The sequence below is a fragment of the Pseudomonas sp. RW409 genome, from assembly GCF_003184125.1.
GTDB classification, from domain to species: Bacteria; Pseudomonadota; Gammaproteobacteria; order Pseudomonadales; family Pseudomonadaceae; genus Aquipseudomonas; species Aquipseudomonas chlororaphis_I.
Map to the genome: position 1 here is coordinate 448,867 of NZ_QHHP01000002.1, position 25,402 is coordinate 474,268.

Annotated in this window: 29 protein-coding genes; 14 read left to right on the forward strand and 15 right to left on the reverse strand. The window is 63.1% G+C overall.

All coding sequences use genetic code 11. The features are described from left to right. Positions 1-9: 9 nt before the first annotated feature. The 5 genes from DK261_RS02085 to DK261_RS02105 all read right to left on the reverse strand — a co-directional run bounded on the left by DK261_RS02085 (position 10) and on the right by DK261_RS02105 (position 6,085). The gene (locus tag DK261_RS02085; protein WP_009046260.1) at positions 10-744 is read right to left on the reverse strand and encodes a carbonic anhydrase; all 735 of its coding nucleotides are present in this window, start codon (positions 742-744) and stop codon (positions 10-12) included. Positions 745-988: 244 nt separating this feature from the next. After that, a complete protein-coding gene (locus tag DK261_RS02090) occupies positions 989-2,047 on the reverse strand; it encodes a PA0069 family radical SAM protein (RefSeq protein WP_016703920.1) in 1,059 nt (352 codons plus the stop codon). Between the two features lie 163 nt (positions 2,048-2,210). Further along, positions 2,211-3,536 (reverse strand): cytochrome c, encoded by a 1,326-nt coding sequence (locus DK261_RS02095; RefSeq protein WP_016703921.1) that lies wholly within the window; start codon positions 3,534-3,536, stop codon positions 2,211-2,213. A gap of 12 nt (positions 3,537-3,548) precedes the next feature. Beyond that, entirely contained in the window at positions 3,549-5,333 is a 1,785-nt protein-coding gene (locus DK261_RS02100; RefSeq protein WP_110175222.1) for a GMC family oxidoreductase, read from the reverse strand. A 2-nt stretch (positions 5,334-5,335) separates the two neighbouring features. Further along, complete coding sequence (locus tag DK261_RS02105) at positions 5,336-6,085, reverse strand: gluconate 2-dehydrogenase subunit 3 family protein (protein WP_038583305.1); 750 nt, start codon at positions 6,083-6,085, stop codon at positions 5,336-5,338. 305 nt (positions 6,086-6,390) lie between these two features. Here DK261_RS02105 and DK261_RS02110 point away from each other — a divergent pair, with 305 nt between their 5' ends. Further along, positions 6,391-7,047 carry a tyrosine-protein phosphatase gene (locus DK261_RS02110; protein ID WP_009046255.1) on the forward strand — a complete coding sequence of 219 codons (657 nt, stop codon included), beginning with the start codon at positions 6,391-6,393 and terminating at the stop codon, positions 7,045-7,047. Positions 7,048-7,182: 135 nt separating this feature from the next. On the opposite strand, the gene DK261_RS02115 is transcribed toward DK261_RS02110, so the two are convergent. Both DK261_RS02115 and prlC read right to left on the reverse strand, forming a co-directional pair. Next, complete coding sequence (locus DK261_RS02115; RefSeq protein WP_009046254.1) at positions 7,183-7,470, reverse strand: YheV family putative zinc ribbon protein; 288 nt, start codon at positions 7,468-7,470, stop codon at positions 7,183-7,185. Continuing rightward, positions 7,467-9,518, reverse strand: coding sequence for an oligopeptidase A (gene prlC / locus DK261_RS02120; RefSeq protein WP_016703922.1), 2,052 nt, complete (start codon positions 9,516-9,518; stop codon positions 7,467-7,469). The genes DK261_RS02115 and prlC overlap by 4 nt, the downstream gene beginning before the upstream one ends. 102 nt (positions 9,519-9,620) lie before the next feature. Here prlC and DK261_RS02125 point away from each other — a divergent pair, with 102 nt between their 5' ends. From DK261_RS02125 to DK261_RS02135, 3 genes are all read left to right on the forward strand, one after another. Continuing rightward, positions 9,621-10,166 carry a gamma carbonic anhydrase family protein gene (locus DK261_RS02125; RefSeq protein ID WP_009046252.1) on the forward strand — a complete coding sequence of 182 codons (546 nt, stop codon included), beginning with the start codon at positions 9,621-9,623 and terminating at the stop codon, positions 10,164-10,166. A 28-nt stretch (positions 10,167-10,194) separates the two neighbouring features. Next, positions 10,195-10,845, forward strand: a complete 651-nt coding sequence (locus DK261_RS02130) for an HAD family hydrolase (protein ID WP_009041505.1) — start codon at positions 10,195-10,197, stop codon at positions 10,843-10,845. A 161-nt stretch (positions 10,846-11,006) separates the two neighbouring features. Continuing rightward, complete coding sequence (locus DK261_RS02135; RefSeq protein ID WP_009046251.1) at positions 11,007-11,465, forward strand: transposase; 459 nt, start codon at positions 11,007-11,009, stop codon at positions 11,463-11,465. Between the two features lie 88 nt (positions 11,466-11,553). Here DK261_RS02135 and DK261_RS02140 read toward each other — a convergent pair whose 3' ends face one another. Beyond that, entirely contained in the window at positions 11,554-12,633 is a 1,080-nt protein-coding gene (locus tag DK261_RS02140) for an aminopeptidase (protein WP_009046250.1), read from the reverse strand. A 59-nt stretch (positions 12,634-12,692) separates the two neighbouring features. Here DK261_RS02140 and DK261_RS02145 point away from each other — a divergent pair, with 59 nt between their 5' ends. Together DK261_RS02145 and DK261_RS02150 are read left to right on the forward strand one after the other, a co-directional pair. Next, entirely contained in the window at positions 12,693-13,106 is a 414-nt protein-coding gene (locus DK261_RS02145; protein WP_009046249.1) for a hypothetical protein, read from the forward strand. Between the two features lie 42 nt (positions 13,107-13,148). Then, positions 13,149-13,568, forward strand: coding sequence for a hypothetical protein (locus DK261_RS02150; RefSeq protein WP_009046248.1), 420 nt, complete (start codon positions 13,149-13,151; stop codon positions 13,566-13,568). A 4-nt stretch (positions 13,569-13,572) separates the two neighbouring features. On the opposite strand, the gene DK261_RS02155 is transcribed toward DK261_RS02150, so the two are convergent. Both DK261_RS02155 and DK261_RS02160 read right to left on the reverse strand, forming a co-directional pair. Continuing rightward, the gene (locus DK261_RS02155; protein ID WP_009046247.1) at positions 13,573-13,812 is read right to left on the reverse strand and encodes a DUF1161 domain-containing protein; all 240 of its coding nucleotides are present in this window, start codon (positions 13,810-13,812) and stop codon (positions 13,573-13,575) included. Between the two features lie 227 nt (positions 13,813-14,039). Continuing rightward, positions 14,040-14,471: an OsmC family protein gene (locus DK261_RS02160; protein WP_009046246.1), complete on the reverse strand. Its 432-nt coding sequence runs from the start codon at positions 14,469-14,471 to the stop codon at positions 14,040-14,042. 242 nt (positions 14,472-14,713) lie between these two features. On the opposite strand from DK261_RS02160, the gene DK261_RS02165 reads away from it, so the two are divergent. After that, the gene (locus tag DK261_RS02165; protein WP_009041499.1) at positions 14,714-15,715 is read left to right on the forward strand and encodes an LLM class flavin-dependent oxidoreductase; all 1,002 of its coding nucleotides are present in this window, start codon (positions 14,714-14,716) and stop codon (positions 15,713-15,715) included. A gap of 153 nt (positions 15,716-15,868) precedes the next feature. Here DK261_RS02165 and DK261_RS02170 read toward each other — a convergent pair whose 3' ends face one another. Next, complete coding sequence (locus tag DK261_RS02170) at positions 15,869-16,093, reverse strand: DUF1161 domain-containing protein (RefSeq protein WP_009046245.1); 225 nt, start codon at positions 16,091-16,093, stop codon at positions 15,869-15,871. A gap of 130 nt (positions 16,094-16,223) precedes the next feature. Beyond that, complete coding sequence (locus DK261_RS02175) at positions 16,224-16,439, reverse strand: dodecin (protein ID WP_009046244.1); 216 nt, start codon at positions 16,437-16,439, stop codon at positions 16,224-16,226. Positions 16,440-16,597: 158 nt separating this feature from the next. On the opposite strand from DK261_RS02175, the gene DK261_RS02180 reads away from it, so the two are divergent. Then, positions 16,598-16,924 (forward strand): YqjD family protein, encoded by a 327-nt coding sequence (locus DK261_RS02180; protein ID WP_110175223.1) that lies wholly within the window; start codon positions 16,598-16,600, stop codon positions 16,922-16,924. Here DK261_RS02180 and DK261_RS02185 read toward each other — a convergent pair. Beyond that, positions 16,921-17,814 carry a LysR family transcriptional regulator gene (locus tag DK261_RS02185; RefSeq protein WP_038635658.1) on the reverse strand — a complete coding sequence of 298 codons (894 nt, stop codon included), beginning with the start codon at positions 17,812-17,814 and terminating at the stop codon, positions 16,921-16,923. The two genes, DK261_RS02180 and DK261_RS02185, sit on opposite strands and share 4 nt — an antisense overlap. A gap of 129 nt (positions 17,815-17,943) precedes the next feature. Between DK261_RS02185 and trpB the strand changes: the two genes are divergently transcribed. The 3 genes from trpB to DK261_RS02200 all read left to right on the forward strand — a co-directional run bounded on the left by trpB (position 17,944) and on the right by DK261_RS02200 (position 20,580). Continuing rightward, positions 17,944-19,179: a tryptophan synthase subunit beta gene (gene trpB, locus DK261_RS02190; RefSeq protein WP_009046242.1), complete on the forward strand. Its 1,236-nt coding sequence runs from the start codon at positions 17,944-17,946 to the stop codon at positions 19,177-19,179. Then, positions 19,179-19,991, forward strand: a complete 813-nt coding sequence (gene trpA / locus DK261_RS02195; RefSeq protein WP_016703927.1) for a tryptophan synthase subunit alpha — start codon at positions 19,179-19,181, stop codon at positions 19,989-19,991. Before trpB ends, trpA begins: the two co-directional genes overlap by 1 nt. Before the next feature lie 121 nt (positions 19,992-20,112). After that, the gene (locus tag DK261_RS02200) at positions 20,113-20,580 is read left to right on the forward strand and encodes an anti-virulence regulator CigR family protein (protein ID WP_110175224.1); all 468 of its coding nucleotides are present in this window, start codon (positions 20,113-20,115) and stop codon (positions 20,578-20,580) included. Positions 20,581-20,678: 98 nt separating this feature from the next. Here DK261_RS02200 and DK261_RS02205 read toward each other — a convergent pair whose 3' ends face one another. Continuing rightward, positions 20,679-21,005, reverse strand: a complete 327-nt coding sequence (locus DK261_RS02205) for a DOPA 4,5-dioxygenase family protein (protein WP_009046239.1) — start codon at positions 21,003-21,005, stop codon at positions 20,679-20,681. 80 nt (positions 21,006-21,085) lie between these two features. Here DK261_RS02205 and DK261_RS02210 point away from each other — a divergent pair, with 80 nt between their 5' ends. After that, on the forward strand, positions 21,086-21,736 hold the full coding sequence (locus tag DK261_RS02210; protein WP_110175225.1) for an NAD(P)-dependent oxidoreductase: 651 nt from the start codon (positions 21,086-21,088) through the stop codon (positions 21,734-21,736). 95 nt (positions 21,737-21,831) lie between these two features. On the opposite strand, the gene DK261_RS02215 is transcribed toward DK261_RS02210, so the two are convergent. Continuing rightward, the gene (locus DK261_RS02215; RefSeq protein ID WP_101281591.1) at positions 21,832-22,782 is read right to left on the reverse strand and encodes a LysR family transcriptional regulator; all 951 of its coding nucleotides are present in this window, start codon (positions 22,780-22,782) and stop codon (positions 21,832-21,834) included. 114 nt (positions 22,783-22,896) lie between these two features. On the opposite strand from DK261_RS02215, the gene betC reads away from it, so the two are divergent. Then, positions 22,897-24,411 (forward strand): choline-sulfatase, encoded by a 1,515-nt coding sequence (gene betC / locus DK261_RS02220; RefSeq protein WP_041987886.1) that lies wholly within the window; start codon positions 22,897-22,899, stop codon positions 24,409-24,411. A 15-nt stretch (positions 24,412-24,426) separates the two neighbouring features. Then, positions 24,427-25,371, forward strand: a complete 945-nt coding sequence (choX, locus tag DK261_RS02225) for a choline ABC transporter substrate-binding protein (RefSeq protein ID WP_110175226.1) — start codon at positions 24,427-24,429, stop codon at positions 25,369-25,371. The last annotated feature ends 31 nt before the right edge of the window (positions 25,372-25,402 follow it).

Below are 25,402 nucleotides of genomic sequence, written 5' to 3' on the forward strand. Positions count from 1 at the left end.
TAGGAGGATTTAGAAGCGCGCTTTAGGCGTCGCAACCGGGATCGGATGGCGTCCGTCCAACGGCAGGAAACACCCTTGATCCGCGTCGTAGGCTTTGATTTCGCTGGTTTCGATGTTGTACACCCAGCCATGGATGAACAACTGGCCGTTGGCCATGCGCGAAGCCACCGAAGGGTGGGTGCGCAAATGCTGCAACTGGGCGATGACGTTCTCTTCGGTCAGCACATGCATGCTGGCGTTCTCGTCGGCGCAGTCGCAGTTCTCCTGGACCATGGTCTTGGCCACTTCGGCGTGACGCAGCCAGGCTTTGACCGTCGGCATCTTTTCCAGGCTCTGCGGGTTGAGCACCGCGCGCATGGCGCCGCAGTCGGAATGGCCGCAAACGATGATGTGGTGCACTCCCAGCGCCATGACCGCGTATTCGATGGCCGTGGACACACCGCCGTTCATCTGCCCGTAAGGCGGTACCACGTTACCGACGTTGCGGGTCACGAACAGGTCGCCCGGGGCGCTCTGGGTAATCAGTTCGGGAACGATGCGCGAATCCGCGCAGGCAATGAACATCGCCCGCGGCCGCTGGGCCGTGGCGAGTTTCTTGAACAGTTCTTCCTGCTGTGGGAAGACCTCGTGATGAAAATGCAAAAAGCCGTCAACGATTATCTGCAGCGCTGCATCGGCGCTTTCGGCGACCTCCGTGGACGCTGAAGCCGACGCAGCCAACGGCTGTTTATCCTTGTCACTCATGATTCATCCCCTTTTGACGGATTAGGTGAATTTTCCAGTTTTATCCGGCACGACGCCAGCGATTGATCAAAAAACGACCAGACCGCCGACAGCGACCCATCGGTCACTCGGTGAACAAGGTAGCCTTCCAAACTTAACTCAAACTGAACGGAGCGCTCTAAAACGCCACTATTGGCGATGCAAAAAGGTGACCAGCCTATAGAGCCAGGTGCACCGGCACTACTCCACCATAGGCCAATAACCCCTACAGCAACGACATCTGCCCACCCGGCGGACAGAAGGCCGTGCAATCGAGGTTGTAGCCTTCGCGCCGATCGAGCCCCAGGCGTTTGCTGGCCTTGGCGAAACGCTGCGCCAACAGGGCCGCGAAGGGGCCTTCGCCGCGCATCCGTGCACCAAAACGGCTGTCGTACAGCTCGCCGCCGCGACACTGGCGGATCAGGCTCAGGACATGGGCCGCCCGCTGCGGGTAATGGGCGTTGAGCCATTCCTCGAACAGCGGCGCCACTTCCAGGGGCAGGCGCAGCATCATGTAGGCCGCGCTTTGCGCGCCCGCGGCATGGGCCTCGGCGAGCAGGCTTTCCAGTTCGCTGTCGTTGATCATCGGAATCATCGGCGAACACAGCACCCCTACGGGAATCCCCGCCTCGCGCATCACCCGGATCGCCCGCAATCGCGCCTTGGGCGCCGCCGCCCGGGGTTCGAGGATGCGCTTGAGCTCGTCGTCCAGGGTGGTCAGGCTGATCATCACCGCCACCAGCCGCTGCTCGGCCAGCTCGACCAACAGGTCGAGATCGCGCAGGATCAGCGAGCCCTTGGTGACGATGGTCACCGGGTGCCGGTAGCGCAGCAGCACCTCCAGGGTCCGGCGGGTCAGTTGGTGCTCACGCTCGATGGGCTGGTAGGGGTCGGTGTTGGAACCCAGGTTGATCGGCGCGCATTTGTAGCCGGGCTTGGACAGCTGCTGTTCCAGCATTGCCGCGGCATTGGTCTTGGCGATCAGCTTGGTCTCGAAGTCCAGCCCCGGCGACAGGTCCCAATAGGCATGACTGGGCCGCGCATAACAGTAGATGCAGCCGTGCTCGCAACCGCGATAGGGGTTGATGGAGCGGTCGAAGGGCAGGTCCGGCGAGCTGTTGCGGGTGATGATGGATTTCGCCGTCTCGAAGCGCACCTCGGTGCCCTGGGTCAGCGGGGCTTCCTGGTACCAGCCGTCATCGAAGGCCACCGAGCGCTGGGGCGCAAAACGGTTGTGCGGATTGGTCGCGGTGCCACGGCCGCGAGGGGGCAGGGGGCTGAACATGGGAGGCGCTCCGATACTGTATTCATATACAGTATCGGAGGTTCGAATTTCTGCAAAGCGCCGTCGGGCGGAGCGCGCCTTCGGCGCTGATCGCGAGCAAGCTCGCTCCTACAGAGAACACACGCATCCCTGTAGGAGCGAGCTTGCTCGCGAAAAAGGCCGGTCAGCCACCGCTGTGCTTGGTCCCCTGCCCCAGATCGTCGTTCGAGGTGCTTTGCAGGTCGCCCTTGCGCAGCCCCGCCACGTCCGCGGCGTTCACCTCGGAACCCTGGTTGCCCCAGCTGGTGCGGATGAAGTTGACCACATCGGCCACCTCCTGGTCCGACAGCCGCCAGGCGAAGGCCGGCATGGTGAAGGTCGATGGCGCGGTATGAGTCGCCGGCAAGGTGCCGCCCTTGAGCACGATATTGATCAGCGACGTGGCATCGGCGCTTTGCAGCACCGGGTTGCCCGCCAGCGCCGGGAACACCCGGGTATAGCCATGGCCGTCGGTACGGTGGCACGCCGCACAGTTGTCGACATACACCGACGCCCCCGGCTTGCTGTCGTCACCTTTCCACAACGCCTCGGCCACCGCCTTGTCGTACTGGTGCGGCTGGTCGTTGGCATCCACTGCCGGCAGCGACTTGAGGTAACGGGCGATGGCCGTCAGGTCCTCTTCGGACATGTACTGCATGCTGTGCACCACCACGTCGCTCATGCCGCCGAACACCGCTCCACGATCACTACGACCAGTCTTGAGGAACTGCACCAGCTGCTCTTCGCTCCAACTGCCGAGGCCATCCTTGTGGTCGCCGCGCAAGCTCTTGGCGATCCAGCCTTCCAGCGGCGCGCTGCCGGCCAGGAAGTGGCTGCCTTCGCTGGCGCTCAGGGCCTTCTCCTGCATGGTCAGGGCGCGCGGCGTGTGGCAGGCGCCACAGTGGCCGAGGCCCTCCACCAGGTAAGCACCGCGGCTGACCACCGGGTCTTCGCCTGCCTTGGCCTGGCCGTTGCCTTGCAGGTCCGCCACGCTCGGCGCGAACATCCAGCGCCAGCCCGCCAGCGGCCAGCGCATGCTCAGCGGCCAGGGGATGTCGCTGTCGCGGTTCTCCTGGACCACAGGCGCCACGCCTTCCATGAAGTAGGCATACAGCGCCTGCATGTCGGCGTCGCTGACCCGCGCATAGGACGGGTAGGGCATGGCCGGGTACAGGCTGCTGCCGCTCTTGGCCACGCCATGGCGCACGGCCTTGTCGAAGTCGTCGAAGCTGTACTCGCCGATGCCGGTCTTGTCCGGGGTGATGTTGGTGGAGTAGATCATGCCGATCGGGGTTTCCATCGGCAGGCCGCCGGCGAACGGCTTGCCGTCCTTGGCGGTGTGGCAGGCCACGCAGTCACCGGCGCGGGCCAGGTATTCGCCCTGCTTGATCAAGGCTTGCCGATCGGTTTCGGCGGCGCTGAGGGAAGCGCTGCCGAGCAGGGCCAGGGTCGCGATAACGAGGGTTTTCATGGTCATCGCTCCTTATGCCTGGACCAGCGGGCCGGGGTTCTTCAGGTACTGCTCGCGGATCGCGCGGGCCGACCAGTAGGTCAACGCGGCCACCAGGCCGGTCGGGTTGTAGCCCAGGCCCTGGGGGAAGGCCGAAGCGCCCGGGACGAACACGTTGTGCACATCCCAGCTCTGCAGGTAACGGTTCAAGGCACTGGTTTTCGGGTCGGTGCCCATGATCGCGCCCCCGTTGAGGTGGGTGGTCTGGTAGGACGCGGTGTTGAAGTGCTCACCGACCTTCTTGCCCAGCACCGCGATGGCCTTGGGGTTCATCGCCTCGGCGATCTTGCCCATCTTCTCGACCATGAAGCGGTTCATCTTGATGTCGTTTTCCTGCCAGTCGAAGGTCATGCGCAGCAGCGGCAGGCCGTAGGCGTCGCGGTACACCGGATCGAGGTCGAGGTAGTTGCCGCGGTAGGACTGGTGGGCGCCGTGGGCGTCCATCGACACCTGATGGGTGTAGTAGTCGGCGGTGGCCTTCTTCCAGGCGCTGCCCCAGGCCGGGGTGCCCGGTGGGTTGGAGGTCCCGGCGATCGGCCGGCTGCCAGCCTGGTTGACCCAGAACGGCGAGCCACCGACGAAGCCATGCGGGCCGTGGTCGAAGTTGTCGGCGTTGAAGTCGTCCACCGCCACGCCATTGCCGCCGGCGCCGATGAAGTTGTTGGTGTGCACGTCCTTGTCGAAGTAGGCCTTGATGGTGGCCATGTTCTGGTAGGCGAAGTTCTTGCCCACCACGCCTTCGCCGGTGATCGGGTCGTACGGCTTGCCGATGCCGGACAGCAGCATCAGACGCACGTTATGGAACTGGAAGGCGCTGAGGATCACCAGGTCCGCCGGCTGCTCGATCTCGCGGCCCTGGCCATCGACGTAGGTAACGCCGGTCGCGCGGGTCTTGGTGCTGTCGAGGTTGACCTTGAGCACGTGGGAGTTGGGGCGCAGCTCGAAATTCGGCAGCGGCTTGAGGGCCGGCAGAATGTTCACGTTCGGCGAAGCCTTTGAATACATGTAGCAGACATAGCCGCTGCAGAACCCGCAGAAGTTGCACGGCCCCATTTGCGCGCCATAGGGGTTGGTGTACGGCCCCGAGGTGTTGGCCGACGGCAGGTTGTAGGGCTTGTAGCCGACTTCGCCGGCGGCTTTCTGGAACAGCTGGGCGGAGTAGGTGTTCTTCTGCGACTCCAGCGGGAAATGGTCCGAACGGTCCGGCGCGTAAGGGTTGCCGCCCTTGCCTTCACCGACCAGCTGGCCTTTCACGGTCCAGGCCTGACCTGAGGTACCGAAGACTTTTTCCGCGTAATCGAAGAACGGCTCCAGCTCTTCGTAGGTGACGCCGAAGTCCTGGATGGTCATGTCCTTGGGGATGAAGTTCTTGCCGTAGCGCTCTTCGTAGTGGCTGCGCATACGCAGCTCGATCGGGTCGGCGCGAAAATGCACGCCGGACCAGTGCAGGCCGGCACCGCCGACGCCGTTGCCCGGCAGGAACGCGCCCAGCTGGCGGTTCGGCAGGGCCACGTCGTTGACGCTGTGGCGAATGGTCACCGTCTCCCGAGAGATGTCCTGAAAGAGTTTCTTGCGCACGCTGTAGGTGAGCTCGTCGATCACCTGCGGGTAGTTGCCGTCCGGGTAGGTGTCCTGCATCGGCCCGCGCTCCAGCGCCAGCACGTTGAGCCCGGCCTCGCTCAGCTCCTTGGCCATGATCGCGCCGGTCCAGCCAAACCCGACGATCACCGCATCGACCTTCTTCATTACCGTTGCCATGCTCAAGCCCTCTCGCCGCGAATCGACACTGCCGGGAAAGGGTATTGCTCGTTGCGTTCCACCCAGTCCATGAAATCGGCGCGCGCGCCGGGGAAGCCGATCAACGTCCAGCCGACCATGCCTTTATTGCCGCCGTGGATCGGGTCGCAGAAGAACCCTTCCTTGGTGTTTTGCAGCAGAAGGTTGAAGAAAATCTTCGGCGGAACGCTGTCGAATTGAGGTTTTCCCGCTTCGAGCTGCTTGAGCAAATCGTCTCGGGTAGCGCTGTCTTGCGCGGCAAATGTTTTACCGTTGAAGGCTTTCGACCAAGCATCCGTCGCGGCAATGCCCAGGCGGTAGATCTCCTTGGGTACCAGCTTGCTCTGCCAGCCCATCTCCGGCGCGGCGTCGGCGTTGAACGGGCCTTGCATGTACCACAGGGCACCCGCGGCGTAGGGGGTGTTCATCTGCCGGTCGATGTATTCCGGCACGCCGGCTTCCAGGGCACCCGGGCCTTGTTCGTCGGCCGGGATCAGACGCTCTACCGCGGCCTGGACAAAGGCCCATTCTTCGGCGGTGAAATAGCTTGGCTGGTAAGCGTCAGCATTGGTGCTGACCGGGGTTCGGGCCGGCTCGACCGGCTTGGGCGCTTCGGGCGCGGCCATCAGCATCGAGCTGCCCAGGCCGGTACTGGCGACCGTGACCACCGGGATCAAGGTCAGGGATTTGCGCAGAAACTCACGCCGCGGGTTGTCTTGATCGTGATCAGACATGGGGGTGCACCTCACACTAGGCATTCACGGGTTGGGCAGCCGCGTCATGGCGTGGCTTGTCGTTCTGGCGGCGCAACGGGTCGATCCCGAGGCCGGGGAAAGCACAGTTCAGCAAATTTTGGTTACAAATGGTAGCAGGCTAAGCATTCGAATAAATCGTTTGCGTTGCAAAAAAGTCGCGATTGCCGAGAAAAAACCTCTATCGCAGCGACTTCACGTTTCTTTGACGAGCGCCTCACAGGGCGTTGACCGGTCCGGATGGAAGCTAGGCTCTCTCCACCCCATTTCCGGTCACGGCCTTCTGCATGCACAACTCTCGTATCCTTCCCGCTCTCTGCCTGTCCCTGCTGACGCTGCTCGCCTGGCCCCAGGCGCAGGCCGCCGAAACCGGCACGACCCGCCCGGCCCAGTGGGCCCAGCCCGTGGAAACCCACTACAACCTGTACCAGATGTCGCCGACGCTGTACCGCAGCGCCTTGCCGGACGGCGGCGCCGTGCCTTTGCTGGAAAAACTCAAGGTGGGCACGGTGATCAACTTCCTGCCGGAGTCCGATTCCAGCTGGCTGCAGGCCCCGGGAATCAAGCAGGTGCAATTGCCTTACCGGACCAATCACGTGGATGACGCCGACGTGCTGGCGGCCTTGCGCGCGATCCAGAGCGCCGAAAGCGACGGCCCGGTGTTGATGCACTGCAAGCACGGCTCGGACCGCACCGGCCTGATGTCGGCGATGTATCGAGTGGTGGTTCAGGGTTGGAGCAAGGAGGAGGCGCTGAATGAAATGACCGGAGGCGGGTTTGGTGACAGTTCCCACTTCAAGGACGGCATTCGCTACATGATGCAGGCCGATGTCGACAAATTGCGCACCGCCCTGGCCAATGGCGATTGCAGCACCAGCGTGTTCGCCACCTGTTCGGTGAAGAGCTGGTTCGAGACGGTGAGCGTCAGCAAGCCAGCGAATTGACCGGCTGCGTGAAGCTGCAGAATTGAGCTTCGACCGCATCCCGGTAGGAGCCAAGCTTGCTGGCGATCAAAGCACCGCGGTGTATCTGATACACCGCTATCGCGCGCAAGCTGCGCTCCTACAGGGGATTGGCAGTTACTTGGGCTCGTCGGTCTTTTTCTTCAACTTGGGGTTGGGGAAAAACTGCACCGACTGGACCTTGGCATCCGGCACCTTGAGGGCCGTGGTGTTGACCCGCGTGCCCAGCTCCTTGGGCACCGACAGGCCCTGTTCATTCAGGGTGTCGGAATACCCGCAGGCCACGCACTCGCGATGGGGAACGTCGTCTTCGCTCCACATCATCAACTTGTCCTGCTCGCTGCACGCCGGGCAGACCGCCCCGGCGATAAAGCGTTTTTTCGTCTTCACTGGCCCCTCGCTCATGCCGCTGCGTCCTCGGTCAGGCCGCTATGGCGCAAGAGTGCGTCAATCGACGGTGCGCGTCCGCGGAAGTCGACGAACAGCACCATCGGCTCCTGGGAGCCGCCGCGGGCCAGGATCGCTTCGCGGAACGCGCGACCGGTCTCGGCATTCAGCACGCCTTCTTCCTCGAACCTCGAGAAGGCATCGGCCGACAGCACTTCGGCCCACTTGTAGCTGTAGTAACCCGCCGCGTAACCGCCGGCGAAGATGTGCGCGAAGCTGTTGGGGAAACGGTTGTAGGCCGGCGGACGCATCACCGAGACCTCGTCGCGCACGCCTTCGAGCACTTGCAGCACGGCACGGCCATCGCCGTGGGTGGCATGCAGTTCGAAGTCGAACAGCGAGAACTCCAGCTGGCGCACCATCATCAGGCCGGACTGGAAGTTCTTCGCCGCGAGCATCTTTTCCAGCAGGTCCTGGGGCAGCGGCTCGCCGGTTTCATAGTGACCGGAGATCAGCGCCAGGCCTTCCGGCTCCCAGCACCAGTTCTCCATGAACTGGCTCGGCAGCTCCACCGCATCCCAGGCCACGCCGTTGATGCCGGAAACACCGGCATGTTCGACGCGGGTCAGCAGGTGGTGCAGGCCATGGCCGAATTCGTGGAACAGCGTGGTGACTTCATCGTGGGTCAGCAGGGCAGGCTTGCCGCTGTCGGCCGGGGTGAAATTGCACACCAGGTTGGCCACCGGGCTTTGCAGCACGCCGTCGAAAGTGCGGCGACGATCACGGGCGCCATCCATCCAGGCACCGCCACGCTTGTTGGCGCGGGCATACAGGTCGAAGAAGAAGCGGCCCACGTGCTGGCCGTTCTCCTTGATCTCGAACAGGCGCACGTCCGGGTGCCAGGTGTCGAAGCCTTTCAGTTCGGCGATCTCGATACCGTACAGGCGCTGGACGATGGCGAACAGGCCGCCCAGCACCTTATCGATCGGGAAGTAGGCGCGCAGGGTTTCCTGGGCCACGCTGTAGCGCTGCTCGCGCAGCTTCTCGCCGTAGAAACCGCTGTCCCAGCTTTGCAGGTCCGGGCAGCCCTGTTCGGCGGCGTAGGCCTTGAGCTGTTGCAGGTCCTGGGCGGCGAACGGCTTGCTGCGCTTGGCCAGGTCCCGCAGGAAACTCAGCACCTGGTCGCTGGACTCGGCCATCTTGGTGGCCAGGCTCAGCTCGGCGAAGTTGGCGTAGCCCAGCAGTTGGGCCAGTTCCTGGCGCAGGTCGAGGATTTCTTCCATGACCGGGCCGTTGTCATTCTGGCCGGCATTCGGGCCCTGGTCCGAGGCGCGGGTGCAGTAGGCGGCGTAAACTTCTTCGCGCAGCGCGCGGTCTTCGGCGTAGGTCATCACTGCGTAGTAGCTGGGGAATTCCAGGGTGATCAGCCAGCCTTGCAAATCCTTGGCCTGGGCCGCGGCAGCCATCTGCGCCTTGGCCGACGCGGTCAAGCCAGCCAAGGCCGCTTCGTCAGTGACGTGCTTGGTCCAGGCCTGGGTGGCGTCGAGCAACTGGTTGGAGAAGCGGCTGCCCAGCTCGGAAAGCTTGCTCTGCACTTCGGCGTAGCGCTTCTGCTGCTCTGGCGGCAGGTCGATACCCGACAGGCGGAAGTCACGCAGGGAGTGTTCCAGGATAGTTTTTTGCGCCACGTCGAAACCGGCGGCTTCCGGGCTGCTCGCCAGGGCTTCGAAGGCCTGGAACAGCTCACGGTTCTGCCCCAGCTCGGTGGCGTAGGCGCTCAAGTCCGGCAGGCAGGACTCATAGGCTTCGCGCAGTTCGGCGCTGTTGCACACGGCATTGAGGTGGCTGACCGGGCTCCAGGCCGCGCCCAGGCGGTCGTTGAGTTCGTCCATGGCCAGCACCAGGCCGGCCCAGGTCGGTTGCGCGCCCTGGTTCTTGAGGATTTCAGCGATGGCGGCGCGGTTGTCAGCCAGGATCTGTTTGATGGCCGGCTGTACGTGCTCGGCGCGGATCGCCGAAAACGGCGGCAGGTCGTAGGGCTGCAGAAGAGGGTTGTTCACACTCACGGTTGGCACCTTGGCTGGAAGAAACGTGGCCCCATCTTAATTACAATCGACGCACACCGCAGCTATCGCCCCCATTAATAAATGTCAGAACAGGTATCCAACTTGGCCATTCGCAGCTATCAGAACCACACGCCCATCCTTGGCCCGCGGGCCTTCGTCGACAGCTCGGCGGTGGTGATCGGCGACGTCGAAATCGGTGCCGACAGCTCGGTCTGGCCACTCACGGTGATCCGCGGCGACATGCACCGCATCCGCATCGGCGCCCGCACCAGCGTGCAGGACGGCAGCGTGCTGCACATCACCCACGCCGGCCCCTTCAACCCGGATGGTTTCCCGCTGCTGATCGGCGACGACGTGACCATCGCCCACAAAGTGATGCTGCACGGTTGCAGCGTCGGCAGCCGGGTGCTGATCGGCATGGGCAGCATCGTCATGGACGGCGCCGTGGTGGACGACGACGTGATCGTCGGCGCCGGCAGCCTGGTGCCGCCTGGCAAACGCCTGGAAAGCGGCTTCCTCTATGTCGGCAGCCCGGTGAAACAGGTTCGCCCGCTGACCGACAAGGAGCGCGCGTTCTTCACCTATAGCGCCGCCAACTACGTGAAGCTCAAGGACCTGCACCTGGCCGAAGGCTACGACCAGGCTTGAGCCCCCGACCCACTGCCCAGGAATCCCCATGCATTACCAAACCGTTCTGTTCGACCTCGATGGCACCCTGACCGACCCGCGCGAAGGCATTACCCGCTCGATCCAGTTCGCCCTCGGCAAGCTGGGCATCGACGAACCCGACCTGAGCAAGCTGGAACACTTCATCGGCCCGCCGCTGTTGCAGGCGTTCATGCAGTTCTACGGTTTCGACGAAGCCAGGGCCTGGGAGGCGGTGAATTTCTACCGCGAGCGTTTCAAGGTCACCGGCCTGTATGAGAACCGCGTGTTCGACGGCGTCACGCCCCTGCTGGAAACCCTCGGCGGGCAGGGCCGCCAGCTGTACATCGCGACGTCCAAGCCGTGGGTGTTCGCCCGTGAAATCGCCCGGCACTTCGATTTCGCCCGGCACTTCAAGGTGATCTACGGCAGCGAACTGGACGGCACCCGCACCGACAAGGTCGAGCTGATTCGCCACCTGGTCAGCGAGGAAGGCCTGGACCCGAGCGATACCCTGATGATCGGCGACCGCAAGCACGACCTGATCGGCGCCCGCCGCAACGGACTGGATGCGGCGGCGGTGGGTTACGGCTTCGGCAGCCACGAAGAACTGAGCGCCGAGGCACCGGCCTATCACTTCCAGACCCTGGATGAACTGCATCAGGCGTTCTTGCAACGCTGAGCCGATAGCTATCGCAGGGCTTGCGTGCTTCTGTAGGAGAGGCCGGTCGACGCTCGATTGCCCGCGATAGCGTCCCCCCCAGACACATCCCGCACAACAGACATACACCGTTCCGCCCTTCTTCGATCTAGCCTGAAAAACACGATCAAGGAGGATCTCCCATGCCCAGCAAACCCCACGCCCATCGCCTGCGTACTGGGCGTTACTCGCAGCCCGGTCAAATCTACGTTCTCACCTCCGTCACCCAAAACCGGGAACCGCTATTCAGTGATTTCCACTCGGGCCGCTTGGCAGTGGCTGCGTTCAAACAGGCCGAGCAGGAGCAACTCGCCCACTCGCTGGCCTTTGTCGTCATGCCCGATCATTTTCACTGGTTGGTCGAACTGCATGGCTCCACGTTGCCAGTGTTGATGGGCAGGACTCGCTCGCGCATTTGCGTATCGTTGAATCGCCAGCGGCGGCGCAAAGGGGCGGTCTGGCAACGTGGGTACCATGATCGAGGCATTCGCAAGGAAGAGGATTTACAGGCTGTCGCACGGTATATCGTGGCCAACCCGTTACGCGCGGGGTTGGTGAAGCGGGTGGGGGATTATTCGCTTTGGGATGCGATATGGGTTTGACGATCCGGCCTCATCGCGGGCAAGCCTCGCTCCTACAGAAGCACGTACGCCCTTTGTAGGAGCGAGGCTTGCCCGCGATAGCGTCCTTTCAGGCACCATCCATCAATGTTTGCAGCGCCGCCTTGCGCTTTTCAGCCGGCAGCGCGCCGAGCTTCTCCACCGCCTGGTAAAACGCCCGCCAATCGCCGTTCACCTGCTTGAACAAGGCGGCAAACGCCGGCACCCACTGGTCGTACAGGCCAAAAGGCAACAGCCTGGCATTGTTCAGCGGGGTGTTGATCCAGAAGTCGTAGCGCGAGTCGCCGTGCCATTGGCTGTCCTTCAGCTGGCGATAATCCCGGCGCAGCCGTTCGAATTCGGCGGCCTTGCGCTGGCGCATCTGCTCGGCTGGCAGCGGCAGGGCATACAGGCGTTCCAGGCGCTGGCGGGTATCGAGGATCAGCTGGATGAACTGGTCCTTCTGCTTGACCAGGGCATCGCTGGCCGGCGCCAGGCCCCGGGCCGCGCGCCATTGCCGGGTGCCTTCCTGCTCGACGAAGGTGGCGAAGGACTCGTTGAACTCGGTGTCGTCCTTCACATAGAAGCGCTGATGGGCCAGCTCGTGGAAGATCAGGGTCGCCAGGCGCTCGTCGCCCCAATGCAGCATCGAACTGAGGATCGGGTCGTTGAACCAGCCCAGGGTCGAGTAGGCCTCCACCCCGCCGATGGCCACATCCATGCCCTGCTGTTTCTGCAAGGCCGCCTCGCCCCGGGCCGCGCCCTGGCTGTAGTAGCCGCGATAGGCCACGCAGCCGGCAATCGGGAAACAGTGGGTCTTGGGGCTCAGGGAAAACTCGGGGGTGCTGAATACATTCCACACCACGTAAGGCCGGCCGATGTCGGCGTAGAGGCGGTAGCTCTGGTTGTCCGGCAGGTGCAGGTGCTGGCTGGCGAAGCGCCGGGCCTTCTGCGACTGGGCCAGATGGGCGCGCAACAACGGGTCGCGAGCCGGGTCGGCGATGACCTGCTCGACCGGCGTGCGGGCCTGCAGCAGACGCCATTGGCCACTGGCCAGCTGGCCGTAGTAACCCACGCTGGAACAACCGTTGAGCAACAAAAGCAGCAAGCCCGGAAACAAAAAGCGCAAAAGATGATCAAGTAACCCATGGCTTGAACGCGGCCTAATCAAATCGAATCATCCTTCGAGAGTCTGCCCCCAAGACTATCTCGCCTGCCTGGAGTTTCGCTATGCGCGTGTTGCTGCTGACCACCGGACTGTTGACCCTGAGCGGCTGTGCCGGATTGCCCGCCCCAGATCCGACGCAAGCCTGGATCGATCTCGACACCCACCAGGACAGCGCGCTGCAGGCGCTGGAGGTCGACGAAAAGGCTTGGGTGGACCGTCGATATTTCGAGGTCCAGCCCGGCAACCATGAGCTGAAGGTGCGCTACCAGTTCGCCGTGGAGCCCACCAATATCGGCCCGGACAGCGAACCGCTGTGGCGCGATTGCCAGCTGAACGTGAAGTACAAGGACTTCAACGCCGGCCAGCGCTACCAGTTGCAGACCGGCAATATCGGCTTCCGGCCCTGGGCCAAGCTCTATGACCAGCAGCGCAATCTGGTGGGTACCGGCCAACCAGCGGGCTGCCAGCGCACCTGATCGGCGCTATGCTTGAGGCCTTTCCCCGGACGGCCCGACCTCATGCGCCAACCTTTGCTGCTGCTTGCCCTGACCGGCCTCGTTGCCTGCTCCAGCCCCCTGCCGGCGGTGGACCCGCAGCAGGCCTGGGTCGATTTCGCCACCCCGACGCCGGGCGGCAAGCTGCTGATGGCCGAGCGCCTGGACAACCAGCGCCTGACCGACGGCCGCTACTTCCAGGTCACCCCGGGCAGTCACGAGTTGATGGTGCGTTTCGATTTCGAGGTGTTCAGCGGGCGCTTCGGCATGATGAACGATCCGGCCGAGCGCCTGTGCTACCTGAGCGTGCGCTACGACCATTTCGAAGCCGGCCAGCGTTACCTGCTGGAAGCCCGCTCGCTGGGTTTCTCTCCCAGTGCCCGGCTGTACAACGCCAAGCGTGAGCTGCTGGCCGAAGACCACATGGTCAACTGCGTGATCTGAACGATCAGCTGTCGTTTCGCTGATAGATGATCGCCTTGGTGCCGTTTTCGCAGGTACCGACCACCATGGCCACGTCATGCTTTTCGGCTTCCTCCTTGCTGACAATCTCCAGGGTGTAGGAGGGCACGGCGTTAGCCTGGATCTTGATTTCAATCTCTTTCTTGAGTTCTTCGCAATCCTTCGGAGCCGCCAGGGCCGAGGTGGCCAGCGCGCTACAAACAACTGCCAGGACAAAACGTTTCATGAGTGGAGCTCCCCTTGATGCAGCGCCCACGGTCATGGGCTGAGCCTGCAGTCGTGCATTCGACCACATTTTCATGAAGCGAGTTCTGACGCCGCGCATATCTGGCGCGGGAGTGTTGCGAAGAAAACGCAATCGCGAGCCCGCGAACGGCGGCCGGTTGCTCCTGCAAAAGGCCTCGTTCGCTGGCTCGCGATGCGATGTAACGGTTGTAACGGTTGGACCGTGGCTCAGCTGACCAGCGTCGCATCCAGGCTGATCTTGGCGTTCAGCACCTTGGACACCGGGCAACCTTCCTTGGCCTTCTTGCTCAGTTCATCGAACTGCTGCTGGCTGGCGCCGGGAATCTTCGCCTTGAGGATCAGGTGCACCGCGGTGATCGCAAAACCGCCATCGACCTGGTCCAGGGTCACTTCGGCGTTAGTGTCGATGCTGTCGGCCTTGAGCCCGGCCTCGCCGAGAATCATCGAGAAGGCCATGGAAAAACACCCCGCGTGCGCGGCGCCGATCAGTTCTTCCGGATTGGTGCCCTTGCCGCCTTCGAAACGCGCCTTGAAGCCGTAAGGTGCATCGCGCAGTACCCCGGTTTCAGTGGAAATCGAGCCAATGCCGGTTTTCAGGTCGCCTTCCCAGTGAGCCGATGCTTTCTTGGTGATGCTCATGTCTGTCTCCTCGAGAACGGGCGCGAAAGACCGCGCCCTTGTGGTTTTCTGCTACTCAGGGTTCTAGAGGATAGAAGGCCTGGCGAAGTTCATCCTGTCTGAATCCGCCGTTTATCCGGACAGCAAATTCAGCTTGGCTATTGAAACTCGGGTATATGCCCACATTGCATGAAACAGGCTTTCAGCATTCGGCAGGTTTTGGCTCATGACAAAGGCCTGCACACCATTGGAGAAGCAGGCTTATGAAACCACTGTCCGACGTTAAGTTTTCCACCCTCGACCTGGTCCCCGTGCGCGAGGACGGCAGCCCGGCGCAATCGCTGCGCAATTCCCTGGACCTGGCCCGCCATGTAGAGAAATTCGGCTACACCCGCTTCTGGGTCGCCGAGCACCACAACATGGACGGTATCGCCAGTTCCGCGACCTCGGTGCTGCTGGGTTATCTGGCCGGCGGCACCTCGAGTATTCGCGTCGGTTCCGGTGGCGTGATGCTGCCCAACCATGCGCCGCTGGTAATCGCCGAGCAGTTCGGCACCCTGGAAAGCCTGTACCCGGGGCGCATCGACCTGGGCCTGGGCCGCGCGCCGGGGTCGGACCAGATGACCGCCCGCGCCCTGCGCCGCGAACGTTCCGGCAGCGCCGACGATTTCCCTGAAGACGTGGCCGAGCTGATGGCCTACCTCGGTCCACGCACCCCGGAACAGCGGGTGATCGCGGTACCAGGGACCGGTACCCAGGTGCCGGTGTGGCTGCTGGGTTCCAGCCTGTTCAGTGCGCAACTGGCCGGTGAGCGCGGCTTGCCTTACGCCTTCGCCTCGCATTTCGCGCCGCGCTACATGCACGAGGCGATTCGCGTGTACCGCAATCACTTCAAGCCCTCGGCCGTGCTCGACAAGCCTTATGTGATGCTCGGCGTGCCGCTGGTGGCGGCCGATACCGACGAACAGGCCGACTACCTGGCGACCTCGGTGTACCAGCGGATCCTCGCGCTGATGCGCGGCCAGAGCCTGGTGCAGCGCAAACCGGTGAAGAGCATGGACGGCCTATGGCTGCCCCATGAAAAAGAGGCGGTGGGCAGCTTCCTCGGCCTGGCCATGATCGGCAGCCCGGCGAAGATCCGCGCCAAGCTCGAAGTGCTGATCGAACAGACCGGCGCCGATGAACTGATCTTCACCTGCGACCTGTACGAACACGCCGACCGCCTGCATTCCTACGAATTGCTGGCGCAGGTCATGAAAGGTTGAGTGCAATCGGGCCAAAGGATTCTGTGATCCTGAGGCCTTGCGCGCCCTTCGGCCGCGATCGCAGCCTGCGGCAGGGGCCCGCCTGGCCTGGGTAATCGCCGGGCACAAAAAAAGCCGACGCATTGCGTCGGCTTTGTTCATTTCTACGAGGGCTCAGCCGCGCTTGTAGACGATTTCCTTGGTACCGCCTTCGCAGGTACCGACCACTTTGCCGTCAGTCGCGCTGCCTTTGTCGACAATTTCCAGCGAATAACCCGACACGCCTTTGGCATCGATCTTCGCGGCGATTTCGCTTTTCAGCTCTTCGCATGATTTGCCGGCAGCAAGGGCTGTTCCCGCGACACTCAACAACGCTAAAGCCATTACCAGTTTTTTCATCGGTCACATTCCCTGGTCGAATCAAAAATAAGCGTCAAGCCCCGGCCTGTTCGGCATCGAGGCAGATATAGCGCTTTGCCATTCCCTATGGCAATCGGCCAGCGCCCAAGTTCAACAGCCTAGTCCAGGTTCAGCTGTTGGCAATGCGGAAACCGACCTTGAGCGTGACCTGGAAATGCGCGGCCTTGCCATCAAGGATGTGCCCGCGGGTTTCCGTGACCTCGAACCACTCCAGGTGCTTGATGCTTTTGCTGGCTTCGGCCAGCGCATTGTTGATGGCGTCTTCGATGCTGCTAGGGGACGAACCGACCAGTTCGACTTTCTTGTAGGTGTGATGATCAGACATGGCGCTCTCTCCTTATGAGGTAGATCAAAGCCTAGCAGCGATTACCAGCAACACTGGAATAAGCCCCGGGCCCATCGTCATGCAGATTTAATGCACTTTCGCCAGGCCGCGCAGTCGGACCCTACAGACCCCTCAATCAACAATGCAGGAGAGCCACCATGGCCAACACTTCGCTACGCAAAGCCTCATTGGAAAGCATGGAAGCCGAGATCGAAAGTCTGCTCAAGTCCCTGGAAAGCCTCAAGGACGACGCTTCGGACGAGTCGCGCAAAACCCTCAAGGCGCTGAAAAGCAACGCCGAGAGCGCGCTGAGACATTCGCGCAGCCTGCTCAGCGATGCCTATGAAGAAGTCAAAGTGAAAACCCGTGAAACCGGGATCGCCACCCGCGACTACGCCCAGCAACACCCCTGGACCACCGCCGGCGTCGCCGTGGGCGCGCGGGGCCTGCTGGCCGCTTACCTGCTGTGCAAACGCGGCAATTAAGGAGTCTGGCGCAGCTCATTACTGAGCCACTGCGCCAGCTGCCGGGCGCGTCCGTCCGCGGCGCGCTTGGGTAGCCACAACGCCAGTTGCCCCGGGGTTTCACAGAAACCCCACGGGGCAACCAGGCGCCCGGCACGCAGGTCCTCGGCCACCAGCGGCTGCGGCGCGATCGCCACGCCCAGCCCGGCCACCGCGGCCTCCAGCAAATAATACAAATGCTCGAAACCCTGCCCGAACTTCAACGCCCCGGCGTCGATGCCGTTCTGCCGTGCCCAGCTGGGCCAGGCCTGCGGGCGCGAGCTGGTCTGTAGCAATGTCTCGTTGAGCAGCGCACTGGCCGGCGCCTCGCGCAGTTGCTCGTAACGGCTGTAGCGCGGGCTGAGCACCGGGCCGATGCGCTCGCTGGCCAGTTCAAAGACCTGCATGTCCGCCGGCCACGGCGGCTCGGCGAATACCAGCAAGGCATCCAGCCCCGGCCGGCGCGGGTCGAGATCGCCTTCGCCGGCCGACAGGTGCAGGCGCAGGTCCGGCAGGTCGGCATTCAACCGCCCCAGGCGCGGGATGAACCAGCGCGCCAGCAGGCTGCCGGAACAACCGAGCACGAAGGGCGCATCGGCGGTGCTCTGGCTCAGCTCGGCGCAGACCGTGCGCAGGCGCTCGAAGGCATCGCTGCTGGCATCGCGCAGGCGCACCCCGGCATCTGTGAGTTTCAGGCCGCGCCCTTCCTTGACGAACAGGCTCACCCCGAGATGCTCTTCAAGCACCTTCAACTGGCGGCTGACCGCGCCATGGGTGACGTGCAGCTGCTCGGCCGCCTGACTGACGCTGTTCAGGCGGGCGGTGGCTTCGAAGGCCCGGAGGGCGTTCAGCGGGGGCAGGTCGTGGCTCATGGGATATGTGAGTTTTCCTGACAGGTTGTGGCGATCTTATCGGTTTTCAGCCTGGGGCGTCAGGGGTAGAGTGAACGCCATTGCCTGTCCACGCATTCACCCTTTTGACGAATCACCGGGAGCGCCCCAATGACCCAGACCAATCTGCGCAACGGCCCTGATGCCAACGGCCTGTTCGGCGCGTTCGGCGGCCGTTACGTCGCCGAAACCCTGATGCCGCTGATCCTCGACCTGGCCCGCGAATACGAAGCGGCCAAGGAAGATCCGGAGTTCCTCAAGGAACTGGCCTATTTCCAGCGCGACTACGTCGGCCGTCCAAGCCCGCTGTACTTCGCCGAGCGCCTGACCGAGCACTGCGGCGGCGCCAAGATCTACCTCAAGCGCGAAGAGCTGAACCACACCGGCGCGCACAAGATCAACAACTGCATCGGCCAGATCCTCCTGGCGCGGCGCATGGGCAAGAAACGCATCATCGCCGAGACCGGCGCCGGCATGCACGGCGTGGCCACTGCCACCGTGGCGGCGCGTTTCGGCCTGGACTGCGTGATCTACATGGGCACCACCGACATCGAGCGCCAGCAGGCCAACGTGTTCCGCATGAAGCTGCTGGGCGCCGAAGTGATCCCGGTGGTCGCCGGCACCGGCACCCTGAAGGACGCGATGAACGAAGCCCTGCGTGACTGGGTGACCAACGTCGACAGCACCTTCTACCTGATCGGCACCGTGGCCGGTCCGCACCCTTATCCCGCCATGGTCCGCGACTTCCAGGCGGTGATCGGCAAGGAAACCCGCGAACAGCTGCAAGCCCAGGAAGGCCGCCTGCCGGACAGCCTGGTGGCGTGCATCGGCGGCGGTTCCAACGCCATGGGCCTGTTCCATCCGTTCCTCGACGACAAGAGCGTGCAGATCATCGGCGTCGAAGCCGCCGGCTACGGCATCGAGACCGGCAAGCACGCGGCCAGCCTGAACGGCGGCCTGCCAGGCGTGCTGCACGGCAACCGCACCTTCCTGCTGCAGGACGAGGATGGCCAGATCATCGATGCCCACTCGATTTCCGCCGGCCTCGACTACCCGGGCATCGGCCCTGAACACGCCTGGTTGCACGATATCGGCCGCGTCGAATACACCTCGGTGACCGACGACGAAGCCCTGGCCGCGTTCCACCAGTGCTGCCGACTGGAAGGCATCATCCCGGCCCTGGAAAGCGCCCACGCCCTGGCCGAAGTGTTCAAGCGCGCGCCGAACCTGCCCAAGGATCACCTGATGGTGGTCAACCTCTCGGGCCGCGGCGACAAAGACATGCAAACCGTGATGCACCACATGGAACACTCTCAACAAGAGCACTCCCAGCAGGAGAAACACTGATGAGCCGCCTGCAAACGCGCTTTGCCGAGCTTAAGCAACAGAACCGCGCCGCCCTGGTGACCTTCGTCACCGCCGGCGACCCGGGCTATGACGCTTCCCTGGCGATCCTCAAAGGCTTGCCGGCAGCCGGCGCCGACGTGATCGAGCTGGGCATGCCCTTCACCGACCCGATGGCCGACGGCCCGGCGATCCAGCTGGCCAACATCCGCGCCCTGACGGCCAAGCAGAACCTGGCGAAAACCCTGCAAATGGTTCGCGAATTCCGCGCCGGCAACAACGACACACCGCTGGTACTGATGGGGTACTTCAACCCGATCCACCACTACGGCGTGCCGCGCTTTATCGCTGAAGCCAAGGAGGCCGGCGTCGACGGCCTGATCGTGGTCGACATGCCGCCCGAGCACAACGCCGAGCTGTGCGACCCGTCCCAGGCCGCCGGTATCGACTTCATCCGCCTGACCACGCCGACCACCGACGACGTGCGCCTGCCGAAGGTGCTGAACGGCAGCTCGGGCTTCGTCTACTACGTCTCAGTGGCCGGTGTGACCGGTGCCGGTTCCGCCACCCTGGAGCATGTGGAAGAGGCGGTGACCCGCCTGCGTCGCCACACCGACCTGCCGATCAGCATCGGTTTCGGCATCCGCACCCCGGAGCAGGCCGCGGCCATCGCCCGCCTGGCCGACGGTGTGGTGGTGGGTTCGGCGCTGATCGACCAGATCGCCAATGCCACCAGCTCCGAACAGGCCGTGGACGGCGTGCTGAGCCTGTGCGCCTCCCTCGCCGAAGGGGTGCGTCAAGCCCGTGTCAGCTGAGGGTAAAGTTCCTGATACAGAGGAATTAGCCTCGGGATCCACAGACTAAACCGGCAAGACCAAGGGGTTCAGGACCAGGTTCTGAACCCCTTTTTGTTGTTCGTGCTCTGAGGAAGACCCGATGAAAATGCCCAAACGCCTGATTGCCGGTCTCGGTGTGCTGATGCTCAGCGCCAGCCCGCTGTTGCACGCGGTCGCGGACCCACGTGACGACCACGATCGCGGAGACCCGCAACAGGGTCGCTACGACAATCGAGGAGACAATCGCGCGGACAATCGGGGCGATGAGCATCGTGGCCCGCAGGCCGATCGGCGTGGCGGCCCGCCCCGGGATTTCGGCCCGGTGCGCGAAACCATTCGCGACAATCACGTCTACTTCGTACGCGGCGCACCACCGCCCCACGGCATCCACCTGGTACGCGGCCAGCCGCTGCCCCGCGGCTACTACGGCGAACGCCTGGACAACCGTGCCCTGGCGCACCTGCCGTACTACCCGGGTTATGAATGGCGGCGCATGGGCGCCGATATCGTGCTGATCGCGGTGGGCAGCGGGATCGTCTACGAGATTCTCGACGGCGTGCTGTATTGATCGGGGATTGATAGCGTTTGAGAGGACGTCATCGCGAGCAAGCTCGCTCCTACAGAAAGCGCCTGACCTTGTAGGAGCGAGCTTGCTCGCGAAAAATCTCAAAAAATCGACAGATCCAGCGGCCTGATCGCCCCCATCCAGACCGCATGCTCAGTGTGATCCTTCAGGTCGTCCCCGGTATCCGGGTGCAGAAACACCACCAGCCCGTTGCGATTGAGCGCCAGCCACGGCAGCACCTCCCCCAGGTACTGCGGTTCGAACGCCAGCTGGCAGCTCCAGTCCGGATGCGGGCCGACCGGCCGTTCATGCACCCGGCCCATCTTCAATGGAAACAATTGCGCCGCCTGCTCACACAAGGCCCGCGCCTGGTCGATGGTGCTGGCGTCGAAATAGACGTGGGCGTGATAGCCCTTGATGCGTTGCATGGAACCTCTCATGACAAAGTCGAACCCTGGCGACAGCCCACAGGTCATAACCTTACCAGTGTAAAGAAACGAGCCGCGCCATGAAAAATGCCGAAACCCCGGTGGTCAAACTGGTGCTCTACGGTGCCATGAGCAGCCTGGGCAGCGCACTGATGGCGGAGTTCCTGCGGCGCCAGCATGAAGTCATCGCCATCCTCGACGACCTGACGGCCCTCGAGCCCCTTCCCGGCTTGCGCACCAAATGCGGTGACCTGTTCGATGCCGTGCGGGTCAGGCAAAGCGTGGCCGGAGGCGACGTGGTGGTCTGCCTGCTGAATGCCCCGGGGCTGCCCATGGGTCTCGAACAACAGGAAAACCTGCTGCTCGAACCCCGGGAACAAGTCCAGGCAGTCGAAGCGCTGATCGCCGGCATGCAGGCTGCCGGCGTCCGACGCCTGTTTCTGGTGGGGAATTTCGAGGTGCTGGACCAGCTGGAGATGGAGGGTTATCCACACCGTCAGACGGCCGAGACCATCCTCGACGCGCTGCAAGGCAGCAGCTTGCGCTGGACCCTGGTGAATGCGCCGCAAAGCGTACCCGGGCTGACCCTGGAACACTTCAGCCACCCCATCGACAGCCTTGCACCCGAGCGGGTCGAGCCGGTGCAGCGACTGGCGCGGGTAGCTGCCGGCATCGCCGACGAACAGCAGCTGAACCTGCATGTGGGCGAGCATGTGAACTTCGTGTGTTGAATCCTTATCGCGAGCAAGCTCGCTCCTACAGAAGGTTATGCGATCCCATGTAGGAGCAAGCTTGCTCGCGATGGCTTGCGCGCCAACCCCAAACCTCAGATGGCAATCGAAGGCAGGCCCAGCCCGGTCAGGGATTGCGCGCTGTCGGCCTGCTCGGCCATCAGCCAGTCGAAAAACCGCTGGATCAGCGCCCCCCGGCGTTTGCGCTGGGGCAGGACCACGTAATAGCCGTAGCGGGAAATCAGCGTTTCGCTGATCGGCCGGCACAACAGACCTTGCGCCAGCAAGTTATCCACAAGGTGGCGCCAGCCAATGCCCACGCCCTGGCCACCGATCGCCGCCTGGATCAGCAGGGTGTAGTTGTCGAAACGCAACTGCCCCGGCGCTGGCGGGGTGGCGATCCCTAACTCACGAAACACGCCGCTCCAGTCGAACCAGTGGCTGCTGTTTTCGCCCTTCAGGTGCAGCAGCGGAAACTCCAGCAGCGAATGGGCGCCCAGCGGTAGCGGCCGCTCCTTGAGCAACAGCGGGCTGCACACCGGAAACACCTCTTCATTGAACAGCCAGTGGCTTTCCCCCTGCTTGAAACGGCCATCGCCAAACAGCACCGCCACGTCGATATCGCTGCGCAGCATGTTGTGGCTGCGTTCGCTGGTGACCAGGCTCACATCCACCTGCGGATTGGCGGCGTGGAAACGGTGCAGGCGCGGCATCAGCCAGTAGGCGGCAAAGGCGAAGTCGGTGGCCACCTGCAGCACCTCATGCTGATGCTGGGCGGTGATGGCGCTCAGGCCGTTGTCGATGCTCTGCAAGCCGGCCTGCACCTGTTCGAACAACTGGCTGCCGGCCTCGGTCAGTTCGATGCCACGGTAGATGCGGTCGAACAGCCGGGTGCCGAGCTGTTCTTCCAGCCGCTTGATCTGCTGGCTGATGGCCGGTTGGGTGGTCCCCAGTTCCACCGCCGCGGCGGTAAAGCTGCGCTGGCGCGCCGCCGCCTCGAATACGCGGAACAGGTCCAGGGACAGGTCGCCAAGCGCTTCATACATAAGCTGTACTTATCCTAGTCATTGCCGCACATGGGCTTTACCGCAAAAGCCGCGGGTTACATGCTCGATCGCAGCACTTTCGCATAACTGCCTACTATGGAATGCCGCGAATACATGAAGCGCAAGAACATTCTTTTCATCATGGCCGATCAGATGGCCGCGCCAATGTTGCCGTTCTACGGTCCATCGCCCATCAAGCTGCCGCACCTGAGCCGTCTCGCCGCGCAAGGCGTGGTGTTCGACGCCGCCTACTGCAACAGCCCACTGTGCGCGCCCTCGCGTTTCACCCTGGTCAGCGGCCAGTTGCCGAGCAAGATCGGCGCCTATGACAACGCCGCCGACTTCCCCGCCGACGTCCCGACCTACGCCCATTACCTGCGCCGCCTGGGCTACCGCACCGCGCTGTCAGGCAAGATGCATTTCTGCGGCCCGGACCAGCTGCACGGTTACGAAGAACGCCTGACCAGCGATATCTACCCGGCCGACTATGGCTGGGCGGTGAACTGGGATGAGCCGGACGTGCGCCCCAGCTGGTACCACAATATGTCCTCGGTACTGCAGGCCGGGCCATGCGTGCGCACCAACCAGCTGGATTTCGACGAAGAGGTGGTGTTCAAGGCCCGCCAGTACCTGTTCGATCACGTTCGCGAAGACGGCGACCAGCCGTTCTGCCTGACCGTGTCGATGACCCACCCGCACGACCCGTACACCATTCCCAAGGCCTTCTGGGACCTGTACCGCGACGAGGATATTCCGCTGCCGCAGACCCCGTCCCAGGACGCGCTCGACCCGCATTCCCAGCGCCTGCTCAAGGTCTACGACCTGTGGGACAAGCCGCTGCCTGTGGATAAGATTCGCGACGCGCGTCGCGCCTATTTCGGCGCGTGCAGCTATATCGACAGCAACGTCGGCAAACTCCTGGAAACCCTGGAGGAAACCGGGCTGATCGACGACACCATCATTGTCTTTTCCGGCGACCACGGCGACATGCTCGGCGAGCGCGGCCTCTGGTACAAAATGCACTGGTTCGAAATGGCCGCGCGGGTGCCGCTGCTGGTCAGCGCGCCGGGGCAGTTCGCCGCTGGCCGGGTGGGCCAGGCGGTCTCGACCGCCGACCTGCTGCCGACCCTGGTGGAACTGGCCGGTGGCCAACTGCAAGCGGATCTGCCGCTGGATGGCCGCTCCCTGGTGCCGCACCTGCAAGGGCAGGGCGGGCATGACGAAGTCTTCGGCGAATACATGGCCGAAGGCACTATCGGCCCGCTGATGATGATTCGTCGCGGCCGCTACAAGTTCATCTACAGCGAAGACGACCCGTGCCTGCTGTTCGATGTGGCCAACGACCCGCGTGAACAGGAAGAACTCAGCCAATCACCGCAACATCGCCCGCTATTCGAGGGTTTTCTCCGCGAAGCCCGGGCCAAATGGGATATCCCGCACATTCATCAACAGGTACTCGCCAGCCAGCGCCGCCGTCGCTTCGTCGCCGATGCGCTGAGCCTGGGCAAGCTGAAGAGCTGGGACCACCAGCCACTGGTCGACGCCAGCCAGCAATACATGCGCAACCACATCGACCTCGACGATCTGGAGCGCAAGGCTCGTTATCCACAACCCTGCCAAAACCAATAACGTAAGGGGAAGAGCATGCAAAGGTTATCCACAGCAGTGACGGCCGCGCTTCTGGCGCTGGGCAGTGCTTCGATCCCGGCCCTGGCCTGGGCCGAACAGGGGTGCGAGACCGTGAAGATGGCCGACCCGGGCTGGAGCGACATCGCCGCCACCAACGCCATCGCCGGTTTCCTGCTGGACGGCATGGGCTACAAGGCCAAGGTCGATACCCTGGCGGTGCCGATCACCTTCGGCGGGCTCAAGGACGGCCAGGTGGATGTGTTCCTGGGCAACTGGATGCCGGCGCAGCAGGGCTTCTACGACAAGTTCGTGGCCAATGGCGATGTCACCCAGCTGGCGAAGAACCTGGACGGCACCGAGTTCACCCTGGCGGTGCCGGATTACGTCTGGGACGCCGGCGTGCATGACTTCAACGACCTGAACAAATACGCCGAGCTACACCCAAAAGAAGTCGACAAAAAGCTCTACGGCATCGGCTCCGGGGCCCCGGCCAACCTGTCGTTGCAGGAGATCATCAAGAAGAACGACTTCGACCTCGGCCAGTGGAAGCTTATCGAGTCCAGCGAGCAGGCGATGCTCGCCGAAGTCTCGCGGGCGGTGAAAAGGCAGAAGTTCGTCACCTTCCTCGGCTGGACCCCGCACCCAATGAACGTGCAGTTGAAAATGCGCTACCTCAAGGGTGGCGAGAAGTACTTCGGCGATACCGGCAGCGTCTACACCCTGACCCGCAAGGGTTATGCACAGGCCTGCCCGAACGTCGGCAAGCTGCTGAGCAACCTGAGCTTCACCCAGGACATGGAGAACAGCATCATGGCCGAGGTGGCCAACAAGAAGGTCAGCAACTTTGACGCAGCCAAGGCCTGGATCAAGGCCAACCCGGCGGTGCTGGACAAGTGGCTGGATGGGGTGAAGACCCTCGATGGCAAGGATGCGCTGCCGGCGGTGCAGGCCAAACTCTAACGCCCGTCGTAGGAGCGAGGCTTGCCCGCGA

Bases quoted from the DNA above. Each gene is read 5' to 3' on its own strand.
- DK261_RS02085 (WP_009046260.1), bottom strand. From the start codon at position 744: ATGAGTGACAAGGATAAACAGCCGTTGGCTGCGTCGGCTTCAGCGTCC.
- DK261_RS02090 (WP_016703920.1), bottom strand. From the start codon at position 2,047: ATGTTCAGCCCCCTGCCCCCTCGCGGCCGTGGCACCGCGACCAATCCG.
- DK261_RS02095 (WP_016703921.1), bottom strand. From the start codon at position 3,536: ATGAAAACCCTCGTTATCGCGACCCTGGCCCTGCTCGGCAGCGCTTCC.
- DK261_RS02100 (WP_110175222.1), bottom strand. From the start codon at position 5,333: ATGGCAACGGTAATGAAGAAGGTCGATGCGGTGATCGTCGGGTTTGGC.
- DK261_RS02105 (WP_038583305.1), bottom strand. From the start codon at position 6,085: ATGTCTGATCACGATCAAGACAACCCGCGGCGTGAGTTTCTGCGCAAA.
- DK261_RS02110 (WP_009046255.1), top strand. From the start codon at position 6,391: ATGCACAACTCTCGTATCCTTCCCGCTCTCTGCCTGTCCCTGCTGACG.
- DK261_RS02115 (WP_009046254.1), bottom strand. From the start codon at position 7,470: ATGAGCGAGGGGCCAGTGAAGACGAAAAAACGCTTTATCGCCGGGGCG.
- DK261_RS02130 (WP_009041505.1), top strand. From the start codon at position 10,195: ATGCATTACCAAACCGTTCTGTTCGACCTCGATGGCACCCTGACCGAC.
- DK261_RS02135 (WP_009046251.1), top strand. From the start codon at position 11,007: ATGCCCAGCAAACCCCACGCCCATCGCCTGCGTACTGGGCGTTACTCG.
- DK261_RS02145 (WP_009046249.1), top strand. From the start codon at position 12,693: ATGCGCGTGTTGCTGCTGACCACCGGACTGTTGACCCTGAGCGGCTGT.
- DK261_RS02150 (WP_009046248.1), top strand. From the start codon at position 13,149: ATGCGCCAACCTTTGCTGCTGCTTGCCCTGACCGGCCTCGTTGCCTGC.
- DK261_RS02155 (WP_009046247.1), bottom strand. From the start codon at position 13,812: ATGAAACGTTTTGTCCTGGCAGTTGTTTGTAGCGCGCTGGCCACCTCG.
- DK261_RS02160 (WP_009046246.1), bottom strand. From the start codon at position 14,471: ATGAGCATCACCAAGAAAGCATCGGCTCACTGGGAAGGCGACCTGAAA.
- DK261_RS02165 (WP_009041499.1), top strand. From the start codon at position 14,714: ATGAAACCACTGTCCGACGTTAAGTTTTCCACCCTCGACCTGGTCCCC.
- DK261_RS02170 (WP_009046245.1), bottom strand. From the start codon at position 16,093: ATGAAAAAACTGGTAATGGCTTTAGCGTTGTTGAGTGTCGCGGGAACA.
- DK261_RS02175 (WP_009046244.1), bottom strand. From the start codon at position 16,439: ATGTCTGATCATCACACCTACAAGAAAGTCGAACTGGTCGGTTCGTCC.
- DK261_RS02180 (WP_110175223.1), top strand. From the start codon at position 16,598: ATGGCCAACACTTCGCTACGCAAAGCCTCATTGGAAAGCATGGAAGCC.
- DK261_RS02185 (WP_038635658.1), bottom strand. From the start codon at position 17,814: ATGAGCCACGACCTGCCCCCGCTGAACGCCCTCCGGGCCTTCGAAGCC.
- trpB (WP_009046242.1), top strand. From the start codon at position 17,944: ATGACCCAGACCAATCTGCGCAACGGCCCTGATGCCAACGGCCTGTTC.
- trpA (WP_016703927.1), top strand. From the start codon at position 19,179: ATGAGCCGCCTGCAAACGCGCTTTGCCGAGCTTAAGCAACAGAACCGC.
- DK261_RS02200 (WP_110175224.1), top strand. From the start codon at position 20,113: ATGAAAATGCCCAAACGCCTGATTGCCGGTCTCGGTGTGCTGATGCTC.
- DK261_RS02205 (WP_009046239.1), bottom strand. From the start codon at position 21,005: ATGCAACGCATCAAGGGCTATCACGCCCACGTCTATTTCGACGCCAGC.
- DK261_RS02210 (WP_110175225.1), top strand. From the start codon at position 21,086: ATGAAAAATGCCGAAACCCCGGTGGTCAAACTGGTGCTCTACGGTGCC.
- DK261_RS02215 (WP_101281591.1), bottom strand. From the start codon at position 22,782: ATGTATGAAGCGCTTGGCGACCTGTCCCTGGACCTGTTCCGCGTATTC.
- betC (WP_041987886.1), top strand. From the start codon at position 22,897: ATGAAGCGCAAGAACATTCTTTTCATCATGGCCGATCAGATGGCCGCG.
- choX (WP_110175226.1), top strand. From the start codon at position 24,427: ATGCAAAGGTTATCCACAGCAGTGACGGCCGCGCTTCTGGCGCTGGGC.